This is a genomic window from Bacillus cereus group sp. MYBK245-2 (assembly GCF_051916145.1).
Classification (GTDB): Bacteria; Bacillota; Bacilli; order Bacillales; family Bacillaceae_G; genus Bacillus_A; species Bacillus_A pacificus.
This window is the reverse complement of sequence record NZ_JBQAGB010000013.1, coordinates 89879-113835: the sequence shown is the minus strand read 5'-3', so window position 1 is coordinate 113835 and position 23957 is coordinate 89879. Positions and strand designations below refer to the sequence as shown.

The window sequence follows — 23957 nt, the reverse complement described above, 5'->3', positions numbered from 1 at the left end:
CATCTTAGGATGTCTTTTCTTTATAAATAACAGTAATGTAGTATTTAAGCCTATACGTTCACACAAGATTACATGTATTTAGTTCTGTATATCAATAAAGTTTTGGAACTTGATTTTCTTATCCAATCAAGTTCCAAAAAACTCTAAACTAAAAACTTATAAAGAATCTTTGATAAATAGCCATTATTATAAATTTTGTAGGTACTTTCATGTCTTAATAACAGGACATGAAAGTCTAAACCTTTTGAACATAGGACAAAAAACTCTAAACTACTTAGCCAGTAATATCTTTAACTTATTTTATTATAATAGATGAAAATAATGATAAAATTATACCTTTTTCCTAATTGCACGTGTGAATATTCTGATACAATAGAATTAAATAAATTTAAAGTTAGGGTGAAACGTAATGTGGGATAGTCATTTCCATGGTACTCCAAGTAAAGTGATAGTTGAAGAGATTTCTTCGGAAAACAATAGTGATAAAACTTTTAAAGTTGGACAAATATATTCACATCCATTATATGTTTATAAGCTAGAAATTTCTAAAATTGAAGCGTATAAAGGTGAAAGTTATAGTTATAGAAATGCTTCTATATTTGTAAAGCCTTGCTTTTTTAATAGGGAAAATGAAATTGTTAAATTAGATGAGTATGAGATGACTACAGAAGAATTGAACGCAGACAAATGGTGGATTGAATCAGAAAAGTAGAGGTGAGAATACTATGATTAATTTACTTATAAATACAGGTCTTTCTAAAAAGCTGTTAAGTGAATGGCATCCTATCAAGAATGGTCACTTGAATCCTGAAGATATTACATATGGAAGTTACGAATATATTTGGTGGGAGTGCTCTGAGGGACATGTTTGGGGATCAACTCCTAATGATAGGCTGAAAGTTGAAGATGAGCTTTGTCCAAAGTGTATGAAGAAAAAGCAGCAGCTAGATAAATTAAACAATGTTAATAAAATAGAAGCTAAATCACTTAGATGTATTGATCCAGATTTATCTAAGCAATGGAATTTCAAAAGAAATGCAGATGTAACACCTGATAATGAGATGATTGATGAAGAGAATTGGAATGTTAGATGGTGGATATGTGGTAAGGGTCATGAGTGGAAGGAGTCTGTTAGAAGTAGACTTCATGATAAAACTGTGTGTCCATACTGTTCAAATAAGAAAGTTTGCAAAGACAACTCATTAGCAACAATGTATCCAGAGATAGCAAAGGAGTTTTGTATCTTTGACACATGTTATCGGCAGAAATTCCGAAATCCATATGAGGCAATTTATACTTCAAATGAAGAAGTAATGTGGGTTTGTAAAGAAGGTCATATGTGGAGAGAAAAAATAAATTTAAGAGTGAAAAATGGTAAGGGATGTAGAACTTGTGAAAAGTATCAACAGTCAATTGCTCTTCATAACCCAGAAATAGCAAAAGAATGGCATCCTACAAAGAATAAAGAAGTATATGGTGTAACAACACCAGAGGAGACATCTACCAGATGTAACGAAAGAGCATGGTGGATTTGTGGTAAGTGTGGACATGAATATAAAGCAATGGTCAAAGCTAGACATGAAGGGGCTGCAAAATGTCCGTCATGTTATCCTCCAGAACCAAGGGTAAGAAAAAAGAAAAGAGAAGCTTTATTTCAAACTTATAATAAGATGGAAGATAATAGGGTTATCTTTGAGAAGAATTTAAGAGGAAAATTTAAAGATAGTGAAGGATAGCTTGAAATCTTTTTTCAAATTTGTGCTGGGAAGCTAAAAAACTAAAAAAGTGTCCTTTTTGCTTTTTTAGTTTTTTACATTTTATTTTGTGGAAATGAATTTAAATAAAAGCACCTATAAATCTCTAAGGTGCTTATTTTACTATATCTAGACCTTGCTATTTTGTGTAGCAAGGTCTTTTATTATATGTTCTATTTATAAAGTGAATTTAGTACGATAGAACATTTTCAATACTCCTAGAAATCATAGCAGTGCTTTTTTGTTATAAAGGATAATATTATATAGGAGTAGAAGCCATGCATATGACAAAAAAGAACAATTTCGGTAGGAATCCTGATTGTTCCCTGAAATGCGTCTTATATTTGCAAAAGAACCGGTTAAAATTAAGATTGTTCAGTTGGAGGAAGGAACCTTATGGTATCTTTTTAGCGAGTTTATTTGTATAATTTTATTCTTTAAATAGAACGATAAGAGAAAGGTAAGTGAATATTATAATTAATTTCGAACCATTTAATCCAATAATGAATGACATAGCGATCAAACTTGCTATGGTACTATTTATACCGTTATTCTTAGCATTGCTTGTCAAAGTCATACTTATGAAATTTATGAGAGAATCCGTTGCTGGCAGGCTAGCCTATCTATCTTGTCTATTTTTTATGTACTATGTATTTAAATTTGTTACAGAATAGATAGGCATCTTAGGATGCCTTTTTTATAAATAAAAGTAACGTAGTATTTAAACATATACGTTCACACAAGATCACATGTATTTAGTTCTGTAAATCTATAAAACTTTAGTTTGGATTTTCTTGGCCCAAGCTAGTCCCAAAAATGAGAGTTTAGAGTTTCATGCCTTTGTACAGTACATTAAGATAGGAGGGGAGTTTAACTCACATTTCCTCAACTGTTCGTTAAATTCCTATTTAACGAACACTTTATTTTTTAATATATATATTATATAATATTAATTGTATTAACTTATGAAATGTCATGTATCTAAATATAAGCTTTGTTTATTTAGATACTCCTCAAATTCTAATTGTATATAAAATTAAGGAGTGAAAGTAATTGAAACTAACAAGTGCAATTTTAGAGATGGATTCTAACGGAAATATTCGTAAGGAAGATAACATGGCTACAATCATTGCAAATACAGACACAGGTAATTCTATTCGTTTATATTGTAAGATTGATCCAGAGCAGAATACTATTGTTGCTTTTAACACGGCCATTATGGGGATTGTCTGTCCTTGTTGCTATTCAAACACATTTACATGTACTACACTTTATAACAAAAGACATAAGTTACTTCGTGAAGCATATGAACTTTTAAACGAAAACCATGCTATTGGTTTAAAATTACTTTATGACCATTTTGGAGAATTAATAGTTGAATAAATTTAACAATACAGTAGTTCACTATTCAATAGCACATATAATGTAATAAAAAGCATTAGGTTGACAATAACTTTATTACATAAACTATTCGTTAAATTATGTATTTATTTGGATCCTTGTCGTTTTATATATTAAAGTAAAATTATTTATTATCGCTCCGTATGTATTTGTTAAAAAAATTCATTTCAGAAAAACCTTTAAAATTACTTATTTCTTCTATTCATAAAACATCTTCAATGATATAACAATTTAGAAAATGCAAGAATGTGCATGGATAATAAAGTTGTCTAAATTACAATAAAGCCTTTTAAAAATAGAATAGTTATTTAACAGGCTGGGCTGAATTAGGATTTTATGCCCTCTATTTTATTTTGTGCTATTCAATAAAAAGGAATATTGTAACATTTCTTGTTAAAAAAAGGGCTGTATGCAGGAGGAGTTAATTAAATGTTAGGATTACCCTGTAGTAAAGTTTTTTAGTTTTTTTGACTAAGGAATAGGAGGTAGAATTCTTAAAAGAGAAAAAATTAATTGAAAAACAAATTGGAGAATACATTTTGGCAATACACCCTATTGTGAAAGTACTGTCACTCCAAACTTGAGTGCAAAACCTAATATTAATATTGCACTTGAATTAAAGAATTTTGAAAATGGTTTGAAATGTATCGCTAAGTTAGAACAGCTATATTATGGGTATAGAAAAAGAAAAGGTGTATTACTTGAAAGATATTATTTTAACTAAGGAGAACCGAGAACATATCAAACCATATGTATGAAAAGGGTAATAAATATTTAATTGAGCAATTGTGTTTTAGAGATTACTTATGAAATAATAAAACCGCTCGAATTGAGTATGAGCAGTTAAAGACTCAATTCGAGCGGGATAATCCCGATAATAAATATAAGTATAAGTATTTAGATGATAAAACAAACTTAGTTAAATCTGTATTCGCTAAAATAACTAATTAAAAAGGAGGCTATGTGTAACTAATCACTTTCCAAATTTAAATAGCTTTATTTTTCATGAAATATCGTTTTATGAAAGCATTAAAGCAATTTTTAAACAAATACAATAATCGCCTATCAAATTTATTGATAGGCGATTATTGTATTTCTAAGAACAAAATTAAAAAACTTTATTATTTCTACACAAAAAAGATTCTTATACATTTGTAAGGTAAGAAAGTAGATTGTTTTGTTTTTATAAACGATTTACAACTTCAAGTAAAAGAGCCTTGCTACATACTATTGTACAAAGACTCTTTTATATTTACTCAAATCTACTCACACTTTAAATAAAATGGTTTAATTCAACTTTACTAAAGCTCTATTAGTAATAGATAAACAGTATTATTTTTCAATAATATCTTCTAACGTAGGTAATGATGGGATAGCACCATAATTCATACATGTAATTGCTCCCACTTTGTTTGCAAATTTAACAAAAGTGTGTATTTTTTCTGAGTTTACATCAAATATATTTTCTTCCTGCGCAAATTGATAGAGCATAGCTCCTACAAAAGCATCACCTGCACCTGTTGAATCTACTTGCTTTACAGTAATCGAAGGAATAAGTACTTCCCCTTCATTTGTTGCAATAAGTGTTCCTTGTTTTCCAAGCGTAATGGCAACAGCATTTGCACCTGTTGCAAGTAAAAATTTTGCAGCATTAATCATATTTGTTTCTTTTGAAAGCATTATCGCTTCCTCTTCACTTACTTTTACGAAATGAGCTTGCCCAATGAAAGATAAGCAATCCTTAGAAAATTGCTCCTTATCTGTAATGAGTGTATCACGATAGTTTGGATCAAATGAAATGAAGTGATTTTGATCTTTAGCGTATTGAAATAAATTAAAATATGTTTCTTTCAAGTTACCAGGTAATAAAGCTGTTGCAGAACCAAAATGAATAATATCATTCATTTTCATCTTAGAAAAATCAATTTGTTGAAAATGATATTCTCCATCTGCACCACGCATGAATGTAAAATCACGTTCCCCGTGTTGGTCAATGGAAACGAATGCTAATGTTGTTTGTTTTTCTTTTACAAGCATAGAAGTATCAACATTATTTTCTTGTAATGTTTTTTCAAGAAATGTCCCAAAAGAATCATTTCCAACTTGCCCCATAAAGGAAGCCTTACCACCTAATTTTGTAATTGCCGCCGCAACATTTGCTGGGGCACCTCCCGCTTTCTTTTCAAAATATATACCTTCACTTAAAGATTCATTGTTGCAACAAATAAAATCAATTAACAATTCTCCGATGCAAAAAACTTTCTTCATTCTAAACCTCTCCCAAGTTTGTATTGTGTAATTTGAAATTCCATCTTTTCATCTGCGAAAAGTGAGATGCCACTTTCTAAATCTTTACGAGGAAACACACGTGATGTAAAGACAGTGTCTCCATCACATAAGAAAACTTCAACAATACTTTGATCAACAAAAATCTGCATACTCATCGAATCTTGAATTTGAATTTGTTTGCAACGTGTATAACCGTACTCTCCACCAAAACGATGTTGAAAATTTCCACGTTCAACTGAAACAGTTCCCTTTTCACGATGAAAAGTAATAGGGAATGATTCTTCCTCATGATGAAATAACGAAATACCGAAGACATTAGCCTTTTCCACTTGTAGTTGTACTTCTAATTCGTAAGAGCGTTCTTTAAGGAGGTCTAATAATACACATGTTTCATTCTGCACACAACCTGATATAGACTTTGAAGATGTACGCAATTCTTTCAATTCAGAAACAGGTCGTTGCTTTAATATATTCCCTTCAAGAGTAAGCTCACGAGGAATAGTTAAACAATGTGCCCACATGAAATCATCTGAAGGGTATGATATTTCACTGGATCCCGCCCAGGCAAACATAATGCGTCTTCCATTGGAATCTTGTAATGTTTGCGGTGCATAAAAATCAAATCCTTTATCTAATTCATTATAAGACTCAATATGAAAATATAAATTCTCTAAATCTAGTGTTCCAACTGCATAAATGACATTATAAACATTTTGGTAACTATCCCCTTTTCCTTCAAGTCCTTGTGGGGAGAAAACCAAGATGTCTTTTCCATCTAAATGGAAAAAATCAGGACACTCCCACATGAAACCAAAATCCTTCAAGTTAGTTTGTAGTTCTCCATATAGTTCCCAACTAAACAAATTTTTTGAGTGATAAATGAGAAGTGTTCCTGTCTCATTACTCCGTTGTGCCCCAAGGAGCATATAATAGCACCCATTATGCTCCAAAATTTTAGGATCACGAACATGCCTAGTATATCCAGCTGGGACTCCTCGAATAATCGGATTATATGCTATTTTTTCTATTTCATATTTGTTATTCATAAGAGCCAGACATTGATTCGCATTACTGGAGCCATCGTCATATTTTACATTTCCGGTATAAAATAAATGAAGTATATCATTTTTCACAAAAGACCCACCAGAATAAGCACCATGTGATTCGTAATCTTCTGTTGGCGTAATGGCCACAGGCATACGCTCCCAATGAATGAGATCTTTCGACTTTACATGCCCCCAATGCTTCATTCCATGAATCGGAGCAAAAGGATACCACTGATAGAATATATGATATTCATCGTTATAATAAGATACACCGTTTGGATCATTCATTAATCCATATGGAGGATGAATGTGGTAGATTGGCTTCCAAGAGTCTTGGTTTGCAACTTTTTCAAGTGAAGTCAATTCACCTTCTTTTGCATCCTGTATTTTTCTATATTTACTCATCAGGTATTCACCTCAAAATATTAATTCTTTTCTTTATATAAAATAATTGTTGCTACAAAAGCTGTAATTACCGCAATCACAAAACCAATTATATAATGGACTGCATTCATTACCCCTAATGGAACTACAATCGTAAGCATTGGAATTCCTGTTAAACCGTAAGCATTTGCTGCAACATTCATAAACACAACATATGCTCCGCCTAAAGCTCCACCAATTCCCGCACCAATAAATGGTTTTCCTAATTTTAAATTCACACCAAAAATTGCCGGCTCTGTAACACCCAAAAATGCTGATATTGCAGACGGAATTGCAATTCCCTTTGTTTTGGTATTCTTTGTTTTAAAGTAAACAGCTAGGGCTGCTCCACCTTGTGCAACATTGGCCATTGACCATATCGGGAGTAAAAAATTCACACCAATTTCTTTATTTGCAAGCAATCCGGCTTCAATTGCGTGGAAACTATGGTGTAAACCTGTTAATACAATAGTTGAATATAAACCACCGAAGATAAAACCAGCTATTGGTCCTGCAACTTCGTATACAGTATTTAAAATGTAAGTAATTCCATCACCTATCTTATAACCCGCAGGACCAATAATAATGAGCGATAGAAAACCTGTAATCATAACTGTTAAAAAAGGTGTAATTAATAAGTCTAAAGTATTTGGTACATGTTTTCGTAATTGTTTCTCTATAACACTCATAACGTATACACATAATAAAACTGGAAGGACTGTACCTTGATAACCAATCATATCAATATCCATACCAAGAAAATGTAAAACTGTTGGCTTCGCATTTACAAGTGTCCAAGGGTTCGTTAATGCAGGATGAGTTAAAATCCCACCAATTACAGCTCCTAAGAAAATATTACTACCAAATTCCTTTGCAGCACTAACACCAAGTAAGATTGGTAAAATTATAAAAGTAGCACCTGAAAATATATCAAATAATTGAATCATAGCATGATCAGCCGGCACCACTTTAAACGCTTTCAACATTCCTAGTAGACCCATTAATAAACCGCTTGCTACAATTGCCGGGATGATTGGCACGAAGATATTAGATAAAACTTTTGCTAATCGAACAATTGGATTCATATTTTTCTTTACGACTCTTGTATCTGTTTGCGAATTGATTTGAGATGAGCCAATAAGATTTGCAAAAGGTTCATATACCTTGTTAACAAGTCCCGTTCCGAAAATAATTTGATACTGCTCACCTGTAGAGAATGCACCTTTTACCCCTTCAATGTTTTCGATTTCTGTTTGTATTACTTTTGAGTCATCCTTTAAAACGAGGCGGAGACGTGTTGCACAATGCGTTGCACTTACAATATTTTCTTTTCCGCCAATATGCTGTAATACACTGTTAGCAATTGCTTTCATATCCATCCGAAATCCTCCTAAATATTTATGGAACCGGTTCCGTAAATATTCAAAATAGGAGACAGGTTTTTAAATGTAAAAAAATCCTGTCTTAACCTTACCGGAATGGAACCGGTTCTACAATAGATTATAGAGCGCTTTCACACTTTGTCAACACTTTCTCGAATTTTCAATTCATATTTTGAACTGATTATTTTTGGTACTTCCTTGTTCTCAACTAATTGTATAATAGATGTCGCTGCAACAGTACCAGTGTAATGGTAATCAAACGAGACGGTTGTTAAACTAGGATGAATCATCTCTGAAATATCATATCCTCCAAAACCAGTAACTGATATATCTGCTGGTACAGAAAGCTTCCTTTCATGAATCACCTTAATTGCCCCAATTGCAATATTATCTGTTGCACAAACAATAATAGTTGGAAACTGATTATTTAAAATGTCTGATACTTGTTTCATAGCATCTTTCACTTGAAATGTTGTCTTATAGTATGTAACATTGCATGATGGGGCAAACTTTTGAACTGCTTTTTGAAAACCTTGTTTTCTTTTTATACCTACCGAAACATCTTCTTCCGTCACTCCTACATATGCAATATCACAATGTCCTTGGGATAAAATATAAGATCCCAATTCAAATGCTGCTTCAAAATCATTGTGAATCAAACAGTATTGATTTTCGTATTGCTGGCCAACAAACAAAATAGGAATTTGTAACTTACACAAAATTTTATTGTGCTGAGCAGTTAATTTTGTGGTTAATAAAATGATACCAGCTACTTTTTGCTTTACAAAGTTTTCAATTGCTTCTATCTCTATTTCTTGGCTTTGGCTTGCGTTTGCAACAAGCATTTGATAGCCATGTTCGCGAAGTGAGATATCGATTCCGATAAGTGTTTTTGTTGTTGCAAAAGAATCTAACCGAGGGACGATTACTCCAATTAAATTTGTGGTTTTCGCTTTTAAACTCCGTGCAAATGTATTGGGAGAAAAATTTGTTTCTTGAATAATCAATTCAATTTTTTGTTTTGTTTTTTCACTGACGTATCCACCGTTCAAATAACGGGATACAGTACTTTTTGCAACACCAGCTAATTTTGCAATATCTGATATATTATTTGCCATTATTCTCTCCTCACTATCATTATTGATAGATGTATAGAAATTTGTATACTATTTATTAATATTAACTTATAAATAATAAATTTTCATTTATTATTTGAGAACAACTATTTCAGTTAGTTTTTCTCTTTTTTATTTGATTTAATACTTAATACCTCTATACTTTTATTACATAATATTCTAAAGCCTGTTATAAGAACTTTTCTTGTCCCATACCAATATCCATGGCATTTTGCATTACTTCTTGTTTAAATTCATAATCTGTATGAAAAGTTTATGGCTCTACATTACTTTATAATATTTTGATATACTCCATCGCGACATAGTTGAAAGGAATTAAAATAATTTATTATATACTAAACTAAGTACTACTACTTCAATACATTGTTAAATGTTGGAGTAAATAGTTAACTTACAAGATAATCATAGCACTTGTTAAAATTTGGAGATTTTTAATTTCTCATTACTTAAAATCTAGGTATATATTCAATTACTGCTCATTATGCTGCAATGATGTTTCTACTATAAATATAATTTAAACTAATTACCTTTTTGAGACTAGATTTCAGTTTATCCCTTAATCTATCGAATACTATAATTCATGTTATGTTTACTAACTGATTGGATAATAGTGATCCCGCCACATGCCCATCAATTTAAGAAGAGTAAACACCCCTAAATTGAAAAAATAAGCTGACTTCTCAGAATAACTAACTATAGAGAAAGAAAATTTTCATTTAGAGGGTACTTCAAAACCTTAACTTAATAGTAATGTGATGCTACACCTAGTTGAGATAGAATATCAGCATCCAATAGTTCGTTAAAAGTGTATTTAACGAACAGTTTGATGGATTTCATAGAATTGAGTATAGTAGAGGTATCAATCATATATTGATACCTCTCTTCTTTTTCAAAGACTAGTATGGTATCCATATATGTAATCAAGCTATTTATTAAAATAGTATTCTAGCTCAAAAATTTGAATAGTTAGTTTAAGTATTAGTTTAAAAATTTATTTACATTATTTGATTTGAGGTGTACAACATGAGTAACCAAGAAAAAGAAAAGTTTAAAATCCTAATAGATAAACATAAAAGTAAAATGCCCTGGTATATCATAGAGTATGCAGAAATGAAAACAGCCCTCTCCCCCGCTACATTGTATGCTTACATTACTGAATTTGAAAAGTTTCTAAACTGGCTTATAAGTAATCGATTAGCCGTTGAAAACGGTAAGGTTGTCACTAATATATGTGATGTACCAATTTCAACACTAGAAAATCTACCATTAAATGAAGCTAGAACTTTTCAAAGATATCTCCAGGGAGAAGGTATTGAGACAAGAGCTATTAACAGAACTTTCTCTGCTTTAAAATCTCTATTCAAGTACTTAGCTCAAAACACAGAGAATGAACAAGGGGAAAATTACATCTCACGTAATGTAATGGAGAAAATTGAACTGCATAAGGAGAAAGTAGATGCAGCAGCAAGAGCAGATGACGTTGCAAACATGATATTTAATGAAAAAGATGATGTAGCTTTTCTCCAATTTCTAGCAAATGATTATGGTGAAATGTTGAAAGATATATCACCAAAAAAATATAACTTTTTTCAGCGTGATAAAGAAAGAGACATAGCCATTATAAGCCTTATTTTAGGCACTGGCCTTCGGGTTTCCGAGGTAGCTAGTCTTACTATCTCTAGTATAAACTTCCGTCAGGGTACCGTAAAAGTGACTCGTAAAGGTAATAAAAGATCTTCTATATTAGCCACTCGCTCTTGCTTAGATGATGTTCAAGAATATATAAAGGTCCGCCCTAGTAAATATAACTGTTCTCAAGATGAAGATTTACTTTTCGTAACAAACTATAAAGGGAAATATACGCAGCTAACTGTTAGAGCTATACAGAAGTTATGTGACAAATATTCAAGTGCATTTGATGAGAAGCGTAGCCCTCATAAACTACGACACACATATGCTACAAATCACTATAAAGAAAACAAGGACCTAGTATTATTACGTGATCAACTTGGCCATACTTCTGTAGAAGTTACTAGTATCTATACAAATATAAATAATAAGAAGAAACGTGAAGCTATTGATCGATTAGAAAAAAGACAGTTTGAATAATAAAGGAAAAGCATCCTATTTAGGATGCTTTTCCTTTATTATTCATTATACATATCACAGCTTTTAATCAATTAAAGCAAAATTCAGTTTTAAAATAAAATTTTTAATAGATTTTATTTATTTATTTATTTAAGTAATATATAAATTATCACTATTACTCTTGTTTATTATTTAACTACATGTCATTTTTATTCTTTGTTATCTATATCATTATCAGTTCTATCACGAATGCCTCTTAAATCTAAATAGGTATACGTTTTAGTATTTTCTTTTAAGAGATAATCTACATATTGTTCAATAGACGCTATCTTCCCTAATTCAAAAGCAACTCCTTTAAATTCTTCAAGAAATTTAGATAAATTCACTACAATAAATCTTTTTATTCTCTTATCAAATAAATCTAATTCATTTCTTTCAAAATGATCGTATGCATATCCATAATCTAAAAGTTCAGTTCCTATAACAGAATCCATTCTATTTAATTCATTAAGTACCATGTTCTGTTCATTTTCTGAATATAAATGTGATATTTTAAAAATATTTTGTAAGCTAGGAGCGATTGGTATCGCCTTTCTAAATAACAATGGCCCAAAATTTTTTAATAATATTCTGCTGTTTACTTTTAAATAGAATTCCAAATTTGAAAAAGGTTTGATTTTATAATTTACATATTCTTTCTCATATGCGATAACACTAATTCCTTGCTTTTCAAAAAGCCTATTAATTTTAGGGATTAATGATTCCAAAAAATTCGGTTCTAAAATTTTATGTACTATATCAGAAGTGACATAACCAGTTTTTTTTATATGCTTAATTGTTTCATAATCATTTTTTAATTGAAGCCATTTAACAATTTTACGTGTAACAACATAATCCTTTAGTTTGTTTTCCGTTTCATAATCCCTCATATTGCTCAAAAAAGAATCCCTTGACTTTAAAAGTTTAGAAATCTTTTTTATATCAGCTTTTCCAACCCGTCTTTTTAAATAGTTATTATATATCTCTTTTAATTCACTCCCAATATCAAGGTACTTATTCTCTAAAAATTCAGGAATTAAGACGTGATACTTTTCTAATTCAGATTCCCATGACGATACTATTTTTTCTATACCAGGAAATTTTAATGTTAAACTCTGAATACGAGATTGTCGGTGTGCACGTCTCATAACTTCTGCTTTAGTCAGACCAGAAGGATATTCTAATGAATGAAATGCTGTTATACATTTACTTCCCACATTCATTTTCATTCCATTAAATTGATTTTTGATATGAAAAATTAATTTATTTTTCTGCTTACACAATGTACATTTTTTCCTTTTTTTCTCATCTTCAATAATCTCATAAGGATTTACATCACCAATCCACTCATCTCTGCACTGATTTATAACATTTGCTAATGTATCATTAAATAAAATAATTTCATCCTTTGTAAAATAATTAAACCCTTTATCAATTTCATTGGACGGACTATCCAAATACGTATATGCTAATTTATACAGAGATTGAGCATTTTGCTTTGCATATTGACTATATATTAATAATGCACGATTATTTCTATTAATGAATAGATTTCTTGCATTTTTTGATAAAGTATAACCTTCTTGCAATGAAACAATTTTAGAATTTATCAAATAATCAAACCACCCTTTTTTTGTATTAATAACCTTAATTTTACCATAAAATCTAATTAATTTTCAAATAATCAGATTTTAGTTGCGTTGAATTTTTAAATTTCTTCAAATTAAACATTAATTCATAATTGGCTTGAAAATGTTTGTATAGGGTTCATTAATATCTTAAGAAGCATCTATAATGTAAAATAAAATACTAATTGAGTAATTAGAAAAAACATTTTACGTACTACGACACGTATGTTACAATATCCACTTCATCCTTAATTAACTAGGGCTTTCATCCATTTAAAAAACCATCGTAATGAAAAATACGATGGTTTTCTTTTATTTTTTATTAACCTTATTCTCCACTAACAAGTTGACTTTCATCAAAGGGATTCATTATCAATATGTATTTTTTATTACCCAATCTCAGATTCACCTTATAAGGTCTATTCAAATTAAACATGTATATCTCTGGTTCAAAGTCATGTTTAAATTTATAACGACGCGCCGCATTTTCAATCACTATATACACATACTCAGCAAAACTATCTGGTTCCATACAATCATCCCATATTTCTTTCCACTTCGTTTTATCGACAACTACTTTATTTTTAAAATCAAGAGATAGAGTACTATATCCCATTAAACTTCCACTTCCTTTTAATATCTTATCTGATTATATAAGACTAACTTATTGGCATTACTTATAAATTGATTCTTAAATTAAAGAAAAACCCTCTAGTAACGATATTTCAAATCTAATTTGTCATAGCTGTCATAATATGTTCTACCGAAAGCATAATCTTTTTTCGATCCCTTTTTAATAATATACCCGGTTTCTATAAATGGACTTCTCCTATTTTGACAATGAGCACTACGATGCCCGTCTCCTCGTCCATGAAGATGCCATGTCGCACAATAAGGGCACCAAACTGCAAGATTTCCACTTTCATCTCTTTCATAGGCTAATAATACAGGCAATGATCTTTCACTTTTATTTAATCTCATATGTATCCTCCTAAAAAACACGATTTTAAAATTATAATATAAAGAAATAAAGTTTAATGATATATATGTTATCTTCCAATTACAAAAATTTCTTTTATAATAACTTCAGCTGAATATAGCCATCGTCGTTATCTTTTAAGTTTTCTTTTTGCTCCTTGTTCTTGCTATTTTTCTTTTTTAATTCAGCTTCTATTTCTTTTTCTACATGGAGAATCTTGTCTTTCATAAACCACCGTGGTAGTCCTGAAGGAAAATACTTTCTTTCATAAGCAGTGCGTTCTTTTTTAGGAATACATTTGTATTCCTCCCAAAACCTATTTCTAAAATTATCGATTTCATTTTTTGTTAAAAGTGGTATATCATCATAATCTTTGTTTAAAAGTTCTTGTTTTCTATATAATTGCTCTTTCTGTAATTGAATGCGTTTTCGTTCTTCTTCCTCTTTCTTTATTTTTTCTTGACGGATACGTAGCTCTTCTTGCTCCCTTTGTATTTTTTCTTTTTTTTGCACTTTATCTAACTTTTGTCCATACTTAGTCAAAAGCTTTTGATAAAATATTTTTTCCTTAGTATTATTTGTTTCCTGTTCATAATGTTGCTGTAATTCCTCTACAAACTCATTTAAACTTCTACCCTCAATCCATTTTTTATAACTATTTTGTTCCTTATTAAAATACATTTCATAATCATTCTTATCACTTAAGAAACGTGTTGGAAATCCTTTAAATAAAGTTTTTACGACTATATACCACTTATGGCACTCTTCATTTAAATAGTTCAACCAAGAATACCACTTACCGATTGAAGATAAATGAAATTGAACCTTTTCTGCCTCCAAGCGGTCTACTAGCATATTAAATTCCTTTTTATATTGATTGTATAAGTCGTTCATATAATCCTTTGCCATTTGTTCAGCCAATGTTTCCTCTTGCCTTCTGCGCTCCTCTGCTTTTTGTTGCTCTATCTCTAGTAGTTTGTTAGTATAGGCTATTTTTATTTCTTCTCTTGTTTTTCTCGCTAATTCTATACTATTTAATGCTTCCTCTATCTGCCAGGCTTTATCAAACTCAATAGCAGCATCTACTAACTTCGTGGGATCAGAATCACTTCTATGAATTTGGCCTTTAAATTTTTCATTTAATTGAGTACTCTTTTTCAGCCTCGTATCATTTTCACTATTTGGTGCACGCAATAATTCTGTTTCTAATAATACTGGTACAATGTCAGACTCTGCTATTCGGTTAACCAGAAATATATCATCTTGTGTTGAATGTTCTCGGTTCTCTAATAATGCATCTACCCTTAACTTAGAACTTTCGGGAGTTCTTCGAATTAAAAATACATGTCCATTATGATCAACAGTTACAATAACATGGTATACATCCATCAAATAGTTAAATGCTTTATTATTTTCCCCTGTTACAAAGAAGTACTCCTCTTTTAATGGAGCAATATATGTATACTCATATGAATTTGTTTCTGGATTAAAACTACTAATTCTTGTGCCACTATAACTATCCGTGTATATTTTTTCACCATTTACTTCTTTTTCCTTAGGTGGAAAGAAACTATCTAGTATTAACACCCATGCAGTTGGTACATTTTCTTCAAAATATATATTTGTTCTCTTTGCAATATTACTAGTCCGAATATTTGACGCCTGTACCTCGATTGCCAGCTTCAGCTCTTCTTTTCCATCAATTGTTTGCAGTACTGCTACGTCGGCACGTGAAATGTCTTTATATCGTTTCTCTTCTTTTACGATGTAACCAGCCTTACTAAATAATTCATATAAGTATTTCTTAGTTCTAGCATGTGCCAGTGATTCAAATGAAAAACATTGTTCTTTATCTAAATGAAAAAAATATGGATTTTTATTAACGGCCTTAGATCCTTTATTAAACGACATGATGTCTTCGCATATAGGGCATATTGCCTGATATATAGCTTTTCTTCCTTTAATAAGCTTAGCTTCCTTTTCATTATCTATAATCATAGAATCTAACTCTATATAACTTTTCTCCTGAAATTCTATTAAGTTACCACTAGGAAATATTTTTTTCCAACCATCAAAATACTTAATGTAAGAATACTGCATTTAATATACACCCTTTCAAAGAGGAATATTATTACCATCCATTTAATTCATTATAATACTATTCACGCATTAAAATTTATGAATATATACATTTAATTATTAATAGAAATTCTATGCTTACTTATTTTTATCTTCTGATTCTTATTAATAAATAGTTTAAAATCAACTTCAGATTAACTTTATTTTGCTATGATGGTAATAATTAAATAGGGCTAGGTTACTTCTATGAGAGGGGGGAATTATTTGTACAGAAACTTGTTGAATTTTTCATTATATTGTATTCTAAGTCTTTTTATATATTTAATAATTTTTTTTATCGCTATAAAACCTGCTATTATTAATGCTACGTCCATAGATTATAATAGGGTGCAATTTGTTTGGCTGTTACTTCTACTCATTTTAATTTCGATGATATATGGATTAATAATAAAAATATTAATTCGTCATAATTCTAGATATTCTCATTCAATCAAAAATGAAAGTATTTTATTTATATTTAGTCATATTTTCACTGCTCTTATTCTCTTTTTTTTTATTTCTATTTAGGCTTTTAAACGAATAACAAGTAAGATATGGCTTATTTTATTTTTATAATTGATTACCGAGAAATATTGAAAAATATATCACCACAAAAATATAGTTTTTCCGGCGGGATAAGGAAAGAGATATAGCCATCATAAGCCTCATTTTAAACAATAGACTTCTGGTTTCCCATGTAGCTAGTCTTACTATTTCTAGTATAAACTTCGGTCAGGGAACCATAAAAGCGACTCGTAAAGGTAATAAAAGATAGCCACTCGTTCTTGCTTAGATGATGTTCAGGGGTATATTAGGATTCGTCCTGATAAATATAACTGCCCTCAAGATGAAGACTTACTTTTTGTAACAAATTATAAAGGGAAATATACGCAGTTAACTGTTAGAGCTATACAGAAGTTATTTGACAAATATTCAAGTGCATTTGATGAAAAACGTAGCCCTCATAAACGACAGCACACATATGCCACCAATCATTATAAGGAAAACAAAGACCTAGTATTACTTCGAGATCAACTTAGACATACTTCAGTCGAAGTTACTAGTATCTATACAAATATTAGTAATGAGAAGAAACGTGAAGCTATTGATTGTTTAGAAAAAAGGCAACTTGAATAATTTAGCATATAATTCCCGAGAATTACAGTCTAGTTCATCTATTCACTAAGCACCTGTTGTAGAACGAAAATTGAGCGATTTAAATTTAAAGAATTGAACAAACATACCCCCGTTCTATATATAGGACGGGGGTAAAAATATAGTTGCTTAATCTCGATGTGAAATTGAAGATTTTTTTATCCAATGAATTAATTCAAAGGTACTAATTCTAATCGCGTAATTTATATTGGATAAATTCTATTATTAATCCTTGTAATTTGCAGCGATTTAGAGAGTAGATTTAGTCTTCAGAAGAGCTTCTTCTAAATCTTTAATTATTTTCGAATGTAATAACATCCACTTTTCGGCAGTATCTGGTTGACCTCCAAAGCTTAAAAAGAAGTTGTTCACTGTTTCTACCACATTTAGATCATTAAGTTCCATATGAAGATAGTAATGTCTTAAACATCGAATCAGATTTAAGATTTCAAAAAGTGTACGATGTTCTTTATATATACGCCCATCGATATCTTTCTTTTGCTTTTGCTCTTTGTGAAGTGATTCAAAAAAGATTTGCTGCATATAATTGATAAAATTCTCGAATTCGCGGTTGCTTTTACTTAATTTAAGGGAAACTAAATAAGCAATATTCCCCATGTTCTTAGGATGTAACTTGAAAATATCTATAGCAGTCGTATTCTCCATAATATCAGTCTGAAGATTTATGCATGCTATTAGTTTATTTCGATATTCTTCATCCTCTGGGACAAAGAGGATTCGATTGACTGAGGTTAAAGTAGTGTAAATATCATTGCTCTTTTTGTAGTTTGATTTATAAAACTTCAACACATCATCGTGGATTACATGGAAATCGTTTAGTTCGATATCTTCTTTGTTTTGTTCAATAAATCCCAAAATCCCTTCAAGTACTTTTCCTAAGCTGCTTGCGTCTTTTACGGCTATATTTTTAAACGCAGATACTATTTCTTCTTGAAGTCGTTCAAATGGTTCTTGCTTAATTTCTTTTCTTACAACATCATTTAATAAAGTAAATAAGAGTTCCAATGCTTCTATATTCGATATCTTTTGAATTAACATTTGTGAAGTAAAAGAACCATATTTTTTTTGTTTTCGAATGTAATTAATGTAATACTCAATACCTTCTATATTTTGATAGTTTATTAAATGTGCAGCACTCTTTAAAGCTATATTGTCTTTTTTATTAAGACTTTCTATTAAAATATCTTGAGTTTTTTGAGGTTCGAGCTGACTTAAATAAGCGGCACATGTATCAAAAATCTTCTCGTCTTCAGTGGACACCATTAACTCTTTTAAGTATGAAATTTCTACACCTAGATAAATTAAAGTTTTTAGACATTCCAACTTATCACGATTAGAAAGATTACTGTTACTAAATAATTTTTTTATTATCTCTATTGAATCCCTTACCTTATACTCTTTACAAAAGCTTAAATGATTGTATAGTATTTGCTCCCTGATGTCTTTATTTATTAGGTTCCAAAGGATTCTTTCCTGCATTAAAGACAAACTAACATATTTTTCTATATATTTAATTCCCACATGATTGTTTTTAATAACATAATCAAATGATATCATATCCAACAATATGTTTTCCGGATATTGAAGGTTAAACAGTCTTTGGAAAAACCATAATGACACATATATTGAACCAAATGTTACACTATTTTCGTTGTAAGTAATTGCAGTATTAAAATCAACGTGTTTTATTTTGTCATAGCATATTTGTGAAATTTTCTCTCTTTGTTCTTTAGAAAATTCGATATTCGAATTATTCGTTTTTATTTTATACGCCTCATTCAGTGTGAATACATCATAATCTGGAATTAATGTTTCGAATTCATCAAATGTAATAGGTTTTATTTTCAATATTTCTCTTAAGCACCGCAACATAAAACTATTATATTTCTCATCACCTTTTAAATTATCCCACATTTTATCGATTTCCAAATCATCGAAACATAATGCTTCTTTTTCTTCACCTATGAATATGTTTTTAACTTCTGCTAAAAACTTTTCTTTTGAGAAAATAATTTCAATAAATTCCATTAGTTTATTGTTTTGTATTTCTTCATAATTTTTAGAAGTGGGCTCTTCGATATTAAGATCATGTACTAATTTTTCTACGAAATCCTCCTCTTGATGATACACACGCATTTCAAAAATTATTTTCATTATTTCATTTTCAGATATTACATCATCTTTTTTATCGGAAATAAGTCTTAGTATATTCTCCTCTGTCATCGATAAAGCAATTACTTTGTAATAATAACGATCTTTTTTAATTTCCGCACGATTGTAAAAACTATCGAACAGCTGATTTAAAGTACCTGAAGCTACAAAAAAATTGAAAATAGTATACATTGCTTTGTGCGGAGATATGATATCTGATTTCCTTAAAAGTTCCCGCATCTTATTCCAAACAACCGAAGATTCCTGATAAATTAATGCTTTACCTACTATGCTAGGTATTAAATCATCAATATGAATATCCCTTAGTATCTGGGTGTTTTCAATAAAATAATCCAGTAGTTTTATAATTGCATCTAGTGATTGCAGTTTTTCTATACAATCATAAATAGCATAGTTTGATAAATGAATGGTTGAATCAAGATTAAAGTGCATTAAAGGAATGTGTTCAATAATAAATTCAATATAATCATCCACTGTTGAATATTTAGTTAAGAATCTAAAAAAAGAACCAATTAAGCCTACATTTTCTTTTTCTTGAAGAATAGGTAATACAGCATTAACAAGTTCATTATCCACCTGGTACAAACTTGTTAAAGTTGATAAGCTAACTGCCCGCAATTCAGTATTAATATCTATGTTTAATACAAGATCAATGAGTTTGTTTTTTAAATCCATTTCTGCATATTCTTTGAAGTATCGAATTATATAAACAGCGTTGTATTTATCCATATTACTACTTGAACTTATGATTTTATCCTTTAAATAACTGTATGTTTCATTATTCATCGCTAATTTTGCTAAATCAAATGGATTATCTCCTAACCAAATATCACGGGAGGAGTATCTCTCATATAGAGTTTTAAAAATTTGATTACGTTGTTGCTTTGTTAATCTTCCAACTTCTAAATCTAAGAGCATTGAAGGATCTATAGTAATTAGATTTTCAATTAGATCTTGGCTATCTCTCAAATATAACAAAAAAGCTACAGTGTTTTTCCATGATGGCAGAATATTAAATTCAGGCAATCCATCTATAGTAATTAATTGTAAAATATCATCGAGGCTCTTATTTTTTAAAGCGTCTGCAGCAAGATACTCATTGTAATTATTATGAATAAACTGGAAACTAATATTATTATTATTAAATCTTTTTTTAATTATAGATAAATTTTTAATGACATGCCTAGTTTCTTTATTAGGGATAATTGTCATAAGCTGTTTATTTGTTAAGAAATTTGATTGGATGCTTTCCATAACTAATGCTATTTTTTGTAAATTGAAGTATACTTTTTCTAATTCATACGATTCCTTAAATAAGATATCTTCTTCTAATTCATTTAGTTTTTCATTGATTGAAGATTTTATAACTTCATTAATAATTTTCGCAGTATTTTTAGGGAGAGAATTATTTATTTTATAATAATCAATAATTGCATTTAGATTGAATGGATTTTTCATAAATTCCATATAATTAAATATTTTAGCATCCTGTAGAAGTGCATTATATTTCAAAGGTAATTTATTTTTTACAAATTGTTCAATATCACGGGAGGAAAAAGGTAATAGTTGAACCAATTCTGCATTATTAAAGTTATTTGAATAAGCATTTGAGCGAGATGCAATACAAAAGTGTGAATCACAAAACTTATCCCGAAAAGACTGCAATTTTTTTATAAGTAATGCCTTATTTTGGACTTGATCAAATTCATCAAATAGAAAAAGAAACTTTAAATCTTTAAATTTAGTAAAGTCTCCATATTCCTTTTCTAGTAACATTTGAATATCTTCATCTGCATACATATTTAATGAATAATATAAGGCAAGATAGTTGTTACTTGGATCGCGATTACTCATAATTTCATAAGCACTTCTTTTTAAAAATATACTCTTACCTTCACCTGCATCCCCAAGTAATACAATAAACTTATTACTTTTTACTAAATCTAATAAATTCGAATCTTTAGTATTTCTCATATAAAGTAAATCCATAGGGATTGAATCTTTAAATGCTTTACAACTAATAATATTTCTTTTGATTGATTCCCCTGTTTCCTTTGTTAAATCTATAACCTTTTTTCTTAAATCATCCAAATCATTCAGATCATCAGAAGCTCTTTTGGTAACCGAAACATCTTTTTCATTACGCATAGCTAATACCACCTTTTGTTAACTTATCCAACTCTATCAGAAAAATTATATCATATACTGTGTTCACGAATTTTAAACAATACCCAGCTTAAAACATCCGCGTGCTCCTGAGGTTTCAATCTACGGTTATGAACCTTAATCTTCTCTATATAAGCCTCTCTTAATCAATTTTATATGGTTTCACGCTGTTTTTGCTTAGGTGAGATCATTTCTTATTGGTTTGTAGTAATTGACTCTTAGAATTCCTTATGTGATTCTTCATTGATCGCTCCTCCTATTTTATTTTTATTTACTTCTTATCCGAACCGAAGACACAGCGCATTCCAAATCGAGGCACAGCATATGTAGTTCCAATTTTACGGATTGAGCCTTTTGGGAAATCATTTATTCTTTTACGTAATGTTGATGATTCAATTCCCCACTCTTCTATAGCACCTGTACTACTCATAATTTCGTTATCCAATAGATTAAGGTCTCCCCGTTCTACATCTTCAAAATTAAATCTATCCATCTCTAACTGCTGCAGCATGTCTCTTTCGTCCCCTTTTACAGCAAATAAATTATAATCCTCTCCCTGATGGACCTCTTCTAACACTTCTACGTTTAGATACTCATTGGCAGCTACCTCAATCGTACTATTCTCAGATATATAATAGTAGCTACCTTCTTTTACTTTGAATATAGCCTTATTCCATATACCATCTGCACCAGTACCTTCAAAAATCTGTTCCGCTTTTATTTGTTGATTGATTTTTCTGAATTTTGTTGAAAAATAAAAATAAAACAGTTAAATACAATGGGGATTTTGCTACAATGGTAATATATAACATCAGTAGACTTCTATAGGATGGGGGAATAAATAATGATTGTTTCAACTAAGGGAAACAATGAAATTACAAAGCTACTAAACGATTGGTATCTTGAAATCCGCTCAAGACGTATAGGTAATGCTCATCAATTAAAAGAAATAATTGATACTAAGATTCATAGTATTGAAGAGGATCAGAATTTATTGCTCTACTACTCACTACTAGATTTTAGATATCAATTTGTAATTGATAATTTAAGCGTTTCAAAAAGCAGTTTTGACAAAGTTGAGGCTTTTGATATGCCTACAGATAATTTCTTAGCTTATTATTATCACTTTTTCAAAGGAATTCATGCCTCTACTATTGGAGAATATCAAATCGCAAAAGAGAGTTATGAAAACGCAGAAAAACTTTTAGACTGCATTCCTGATGAATTGGAAAAAGCGGAATTTTATTATAAAGTTGGAGCTTTCCATTATGATATGTATCAAGGGCTCTTATCTTATAAAAAAGTATCAGAGGCAAGGGAAATCTTTGCTCAACATGCTGGGTATGAAATTAATGTCGCTTTTTGTGATAACCTTATAGGCCTAGCTTGTACTCATTTGAGAGAATGGGAACTCGCAGAAGAGTATTTTACGAAAGCAATGGATATGTTCCAAAAAATAGACGAAGAGCAATTTATTTTAATGGTGCGTCAAAATTTAGGGTTAATGTATGCTACTCAAAACCTCTCGTCATTAGCTATTAGATATCTTTCAGAAGTAAATCAAAAAATGCCTAACAATTATAAAGCACTATTTATTGAGGCAAGGGAACATATGAAAGAAGGAAATCACTCCGTTGCAAAAGATCTCATAGTAACAGGACATTCCATTTGTGAAGAGGTTGCAAATATAGAGTATCTGCACCATTTTAAAATATTAGATGCAATGAATGGAGATTTTCCTGCCGAAACACTTGAAAAGACAGTGTTAGAAGGCGTATCATATTTTAAAGAGCAAGAACTTTTCGAATACATTAAAGAGTATGAAGAATATCTTGCTACTGCATTTTATAAAGAAAATAACCATGTTAAAGCAAGTCATTATTTCTATTCATGTTCTCAAGCAGGAAAAAAAGCTTTTGAGAAGGAGGCATTAAAATGAAAAAGACAATGCTCGGTTTAGTTGGTGTAATTACTATTTTTACTTTAATGTTTGGTGCCCAATCCCCTACAGAAACACAGAAAGCTATTGATGTTATTCAATATGCACACGGAAATCATGGTGGTTAAAGTCTTAATTTAATTCATTTTTCATAACTCATGCATTATGAAAAGGGAAGAAATTTTTCTTCCCTTTTTTAGATTATTTTATTTTGTATATGT

The 23957-nt window shown here is 30.2% G+C and carries 18 protein-coding genes and 3 pseudogenes; 10 read left to right on the top strand and 11 right to left on the bottom strand.

Annotated elements, in window-relative coordinates:
• The first annotated feature begins 409 nt into the window (after window positions 1-409).
• The 5 genes and pseudogenes from ACTFRN_RS20610 to ACTFRN_RS20590 all read left to right on the top strand — a co-directional run bounded on the left by ACTFRN_RS20610 (window position 410) and on the right by ACTFRN_RS20590 (window position 4106).
• Window positions 410-712, top strand: a complete 303-nt coding sequence (locus ACTFRN_RS20610; protein WP_000263523.1) for a hypothetical protein — start codon at window positions 410-412, stop codon at window positions 710-712.
• Between the two features lie 13 nt (window positions 713-725).
• Window positions 726-1736, top strand: coding sequence for a zinc-ribbon domain-containing protein (locus ACTFRN_RS20605; protein WP_000609152.1), 1011 nt, complete (start codon window positions 726-728; stop codon window positions 1734-1736).
• Window positions 1737-2218: 482 nt separating this feature from the next.
• Window positions 2219-2428, top strand: a complete 210-nt coding sequence (locus ACTFRN_RS20600) for a hypothetical protein (RefSeq protein ID WP_001021329.1) — start codon at window positions 2219-2221, stop codon at window positions 2426-2428.
• Between the two features lie 379 nt (window positions 2429-2807).
• Window positions 2808-3137, top strand: coding sequence for a hypothetical protein (locus ACTFRN_RS20595; RefSeq protein ID WP_225991072.1), 330 nt, complete (start codon window positions 2808-2810; stop codon window positions 3135-3137).
• A 447-nt stretch (window positions 3138-3584) separates the two neighbouring features.
• Window positions 3585-4106: pseudogene (locus tag ACTFRN_RS20590) on the top strand (GrpB family protein).
• Between the two features lie 381 nt (window positions 4107-4487).
• Here the strand turns inward: ACTFRN_RS20590 and ACTFRN_RS20585 are convergent.
• The 4 genes from ACTFRN_RS20585 to ACTFRN_RS20570 form a co-directional block, all read right to left on the bottom strand.
• Window positions 4488-5423 (bottom strand): carbohydrate kinase family protein, encoded by a 936-nt coding sequence (locus ACTFRN_RS20585; protein ID WP_046646349.1) that lies wholly within the window; start codon window positions 5421-5423, stop codon window positions 4488-4490.
• The gene (locus ACTFRN_RS20580; RefSeq protein ID WP_046646350.1) at window positions 5420-6895 is read right to left on the bottom strand and encodes a glycoside hydrolase family 32 protein; all 1476 of its coding nucleotides are present in this window, start codon (window positions 6893-6895) and stop codon (window positions 5420-5422) included. The genes ACTFRN_RS20585 and ACTFRN_RS20580 overlap by 4 nt, the downstream gene beginning before the upstream one ends.
• Before the next feature lie 20 nt (window positions 6896-6915).
• Window positions 6916-8292, bottom strand: coding sequence for a sucrose-specific PTS transporter subunit IIBC (locus ACTFRN_RS20575; protein WP_046646351.1), 1377 nt, complete (start codon window positions 8290-8292; stop codon window positions 6916-6918).
• 134 nt (window positions 8293-8426) lie between these two features.
• The gene (locus tag ACTFRN_RS20570; protein WP_046646353.1) at window positions 8427-9413 is read right to left on the bottom strand and encodes a LacI family DNA-binding transcriptional regulator; all 987 of its coding nucleotides are present in this window, start codon (window positions 9411-9413) and stop codon (window positions 8427-8429) included.
• Between the two features lie 1041 nt (window positions 9414-10454).
• Here ACTFRN_RS20570 and xerS point away from each other — a divergent pair.
• Window positions 10455-11540: a tyrosine recombinase XerS gene (gene xerS, locus ACTFRN_RS20565; RefSeq protein WP_046646355.1), complete on the top strand. Its 1086-nt coding sequence runs from the start codon at window positions 10455-10457 to the stop codon at window positions 11538-11540.
• 188 nt (window positions 11541-11728) lie between these two features.
• Here the strand turns inward: xerS and ACTFRN_RS20560 are convergent, their stop codons facing one another.
• From ACTFRN_RS20560 to ACTFRN_RS20545, 4 genes are all read right to left on the bottom strand, one after another.
• The gene (locus ACTFRN_RS20560) at window positions 11729-13171 is read right to left on the bottom strand and encodes a hypothetical protein (protein ID WP_046648674.1); all 1443 of its coding nucleotides are present in this window, start codon (window positions 13169-13171) and stop codon (window positions 11729-11731) included.
• A gap of 343 nt (window positions 13172-13514) precedes the next feature.
• Window positions 13515-13802, bottom strand: coding sequence for a hypothetical protein (locus ACTFRN_RS20555; protein ID WP_046648672.1), 288 nt, complete (start codon window positions 13800-13802; stop codon window positions 13515-13517).
• Window positions 13803-13897: 95 nt separating this feature from the next.
• The gene (locus tag ACTFRN_RS20550; RefSeq protein WP_046648669.1) at window positions 13898-14167 is read right to left on the bottom strand and encodes a hypothetical protein; all 270 of its coding nucleotides are present in this window, start codon (window positions 14165-14167) and stop codon (window positions 13898-13900) included.
• 94 nt (window positions 14168-14261) lie between these two features.
• Window positions 14262-16265: a competence protein CoiA family protein gene (locus ACTFRN_RS20545; RefSeq protein WP_046648668.1), complete on the bottom strand. Its 2004-nt coding sequence runs from the start codon at window positions 16263-16265 to the stop codon at window positions 14262-14264.
• A gap of 243 nt (window positions 16266-16508) precedes the next feature.
• On the opposite strand from ACTFRN_RS20545, the gene ACTFRN_RS20540 reads away from it, so the two are divergent.
• Both ACTFRN_RS20540 and ACTFRN_RS20535 read left to right on the top strand, forming a co-directional pair.
• Window positions 16509-16811 (top strand): hypothetical protein, encoded by a 303-nt coding sequence (locus ACTFRN_RS20540; RefSeq protein WP_061130459.1) that lies wholly within the window; start codon window positions 16509-16511, stop codon window positions 16809-16811.
• 47 nt (window positions 16812-16858) lie between these two features.
• Window positions 16859-17420, top strand: a pseudogene (locus ACTFRN_RS20535) (tyrosine-type recombinase/integrase); the annotation flags it as partial.
• Between the two features lie 267 nt (window positions 17421-17687).
• On the opposite strand, the gene ACTFRN_RS20530 reads toward ACTFRN_RS20535, so the two are convergent.
• From ACTFRN_RS20530 to ACTFRN_RS20520, 3 genes and pseudogenes are all read right to left on the bottom strand, one after another.
• Window positions 17688-21779, bottom strand: a complete 4092-nt coding sequence (locus ACTFRN_RS20530; RefSeq protein ID WP_046648666.1) for an NACHT domain-containing protein — start codon at window positions 21777-21779, stop codon at window positions 17688-17690.
• Window positions 21780-21832: 53 nt separating this feature from the next.
• Window positions 21833-22041, bottom strand: a pseudogene (locus ACTFRN_RS20525) (transposase); the annotation flags it as partial.
• Between the two features lie 27 nt (window positions 22042-22068).
• Entirely contained in the window at window positions 22069-22518 is a 450-nt protein-coding gene (locus tag ACTFRN_RS20520) for a helix-turn-helix domain-containing protein (protein ID WP_046648664.1), read from the bottom strand.
• Window positions 22519-22641: 123 nt separating this feature from the next.
• On the opposite strand from ACTFRN_RS20520, the gene ACTFRN_RS20515 reads away from it, so the two are divergent.
• Both ACTFRN_RS20515 and ACTFRN_RS20510 read left to right on the top strand, forming a co-directional pair.
• Window positions 22642-23736 (top strand): Rap family tetratricopeptide repeat protein, encoded by a 1095-nt coding sequence (locus ACTFRN_RS20515; protein WP_046648662.1) that lies wholly within the window; start codon window positions 22642-22644, stop codon window positions 23734-23736.
• On the top strand, window positions 23733-23864 hold the full coding sequence (locus tag ACTFRN_RS20510; protein ID WP_086706967.1) for a Phr family secreted Rap phosphatase inhibitor: 132 nt from the start codon (window positions 23733-23735) through the stop codon (window positions 23862-23864). Before ACTFRN_RS20515 ends, ACTFRN_RS20510 begins: the two co-directional genes overlap by 4 nt.
• Window positions 23865-23957 lie beyond the last annotated feature (93 nt).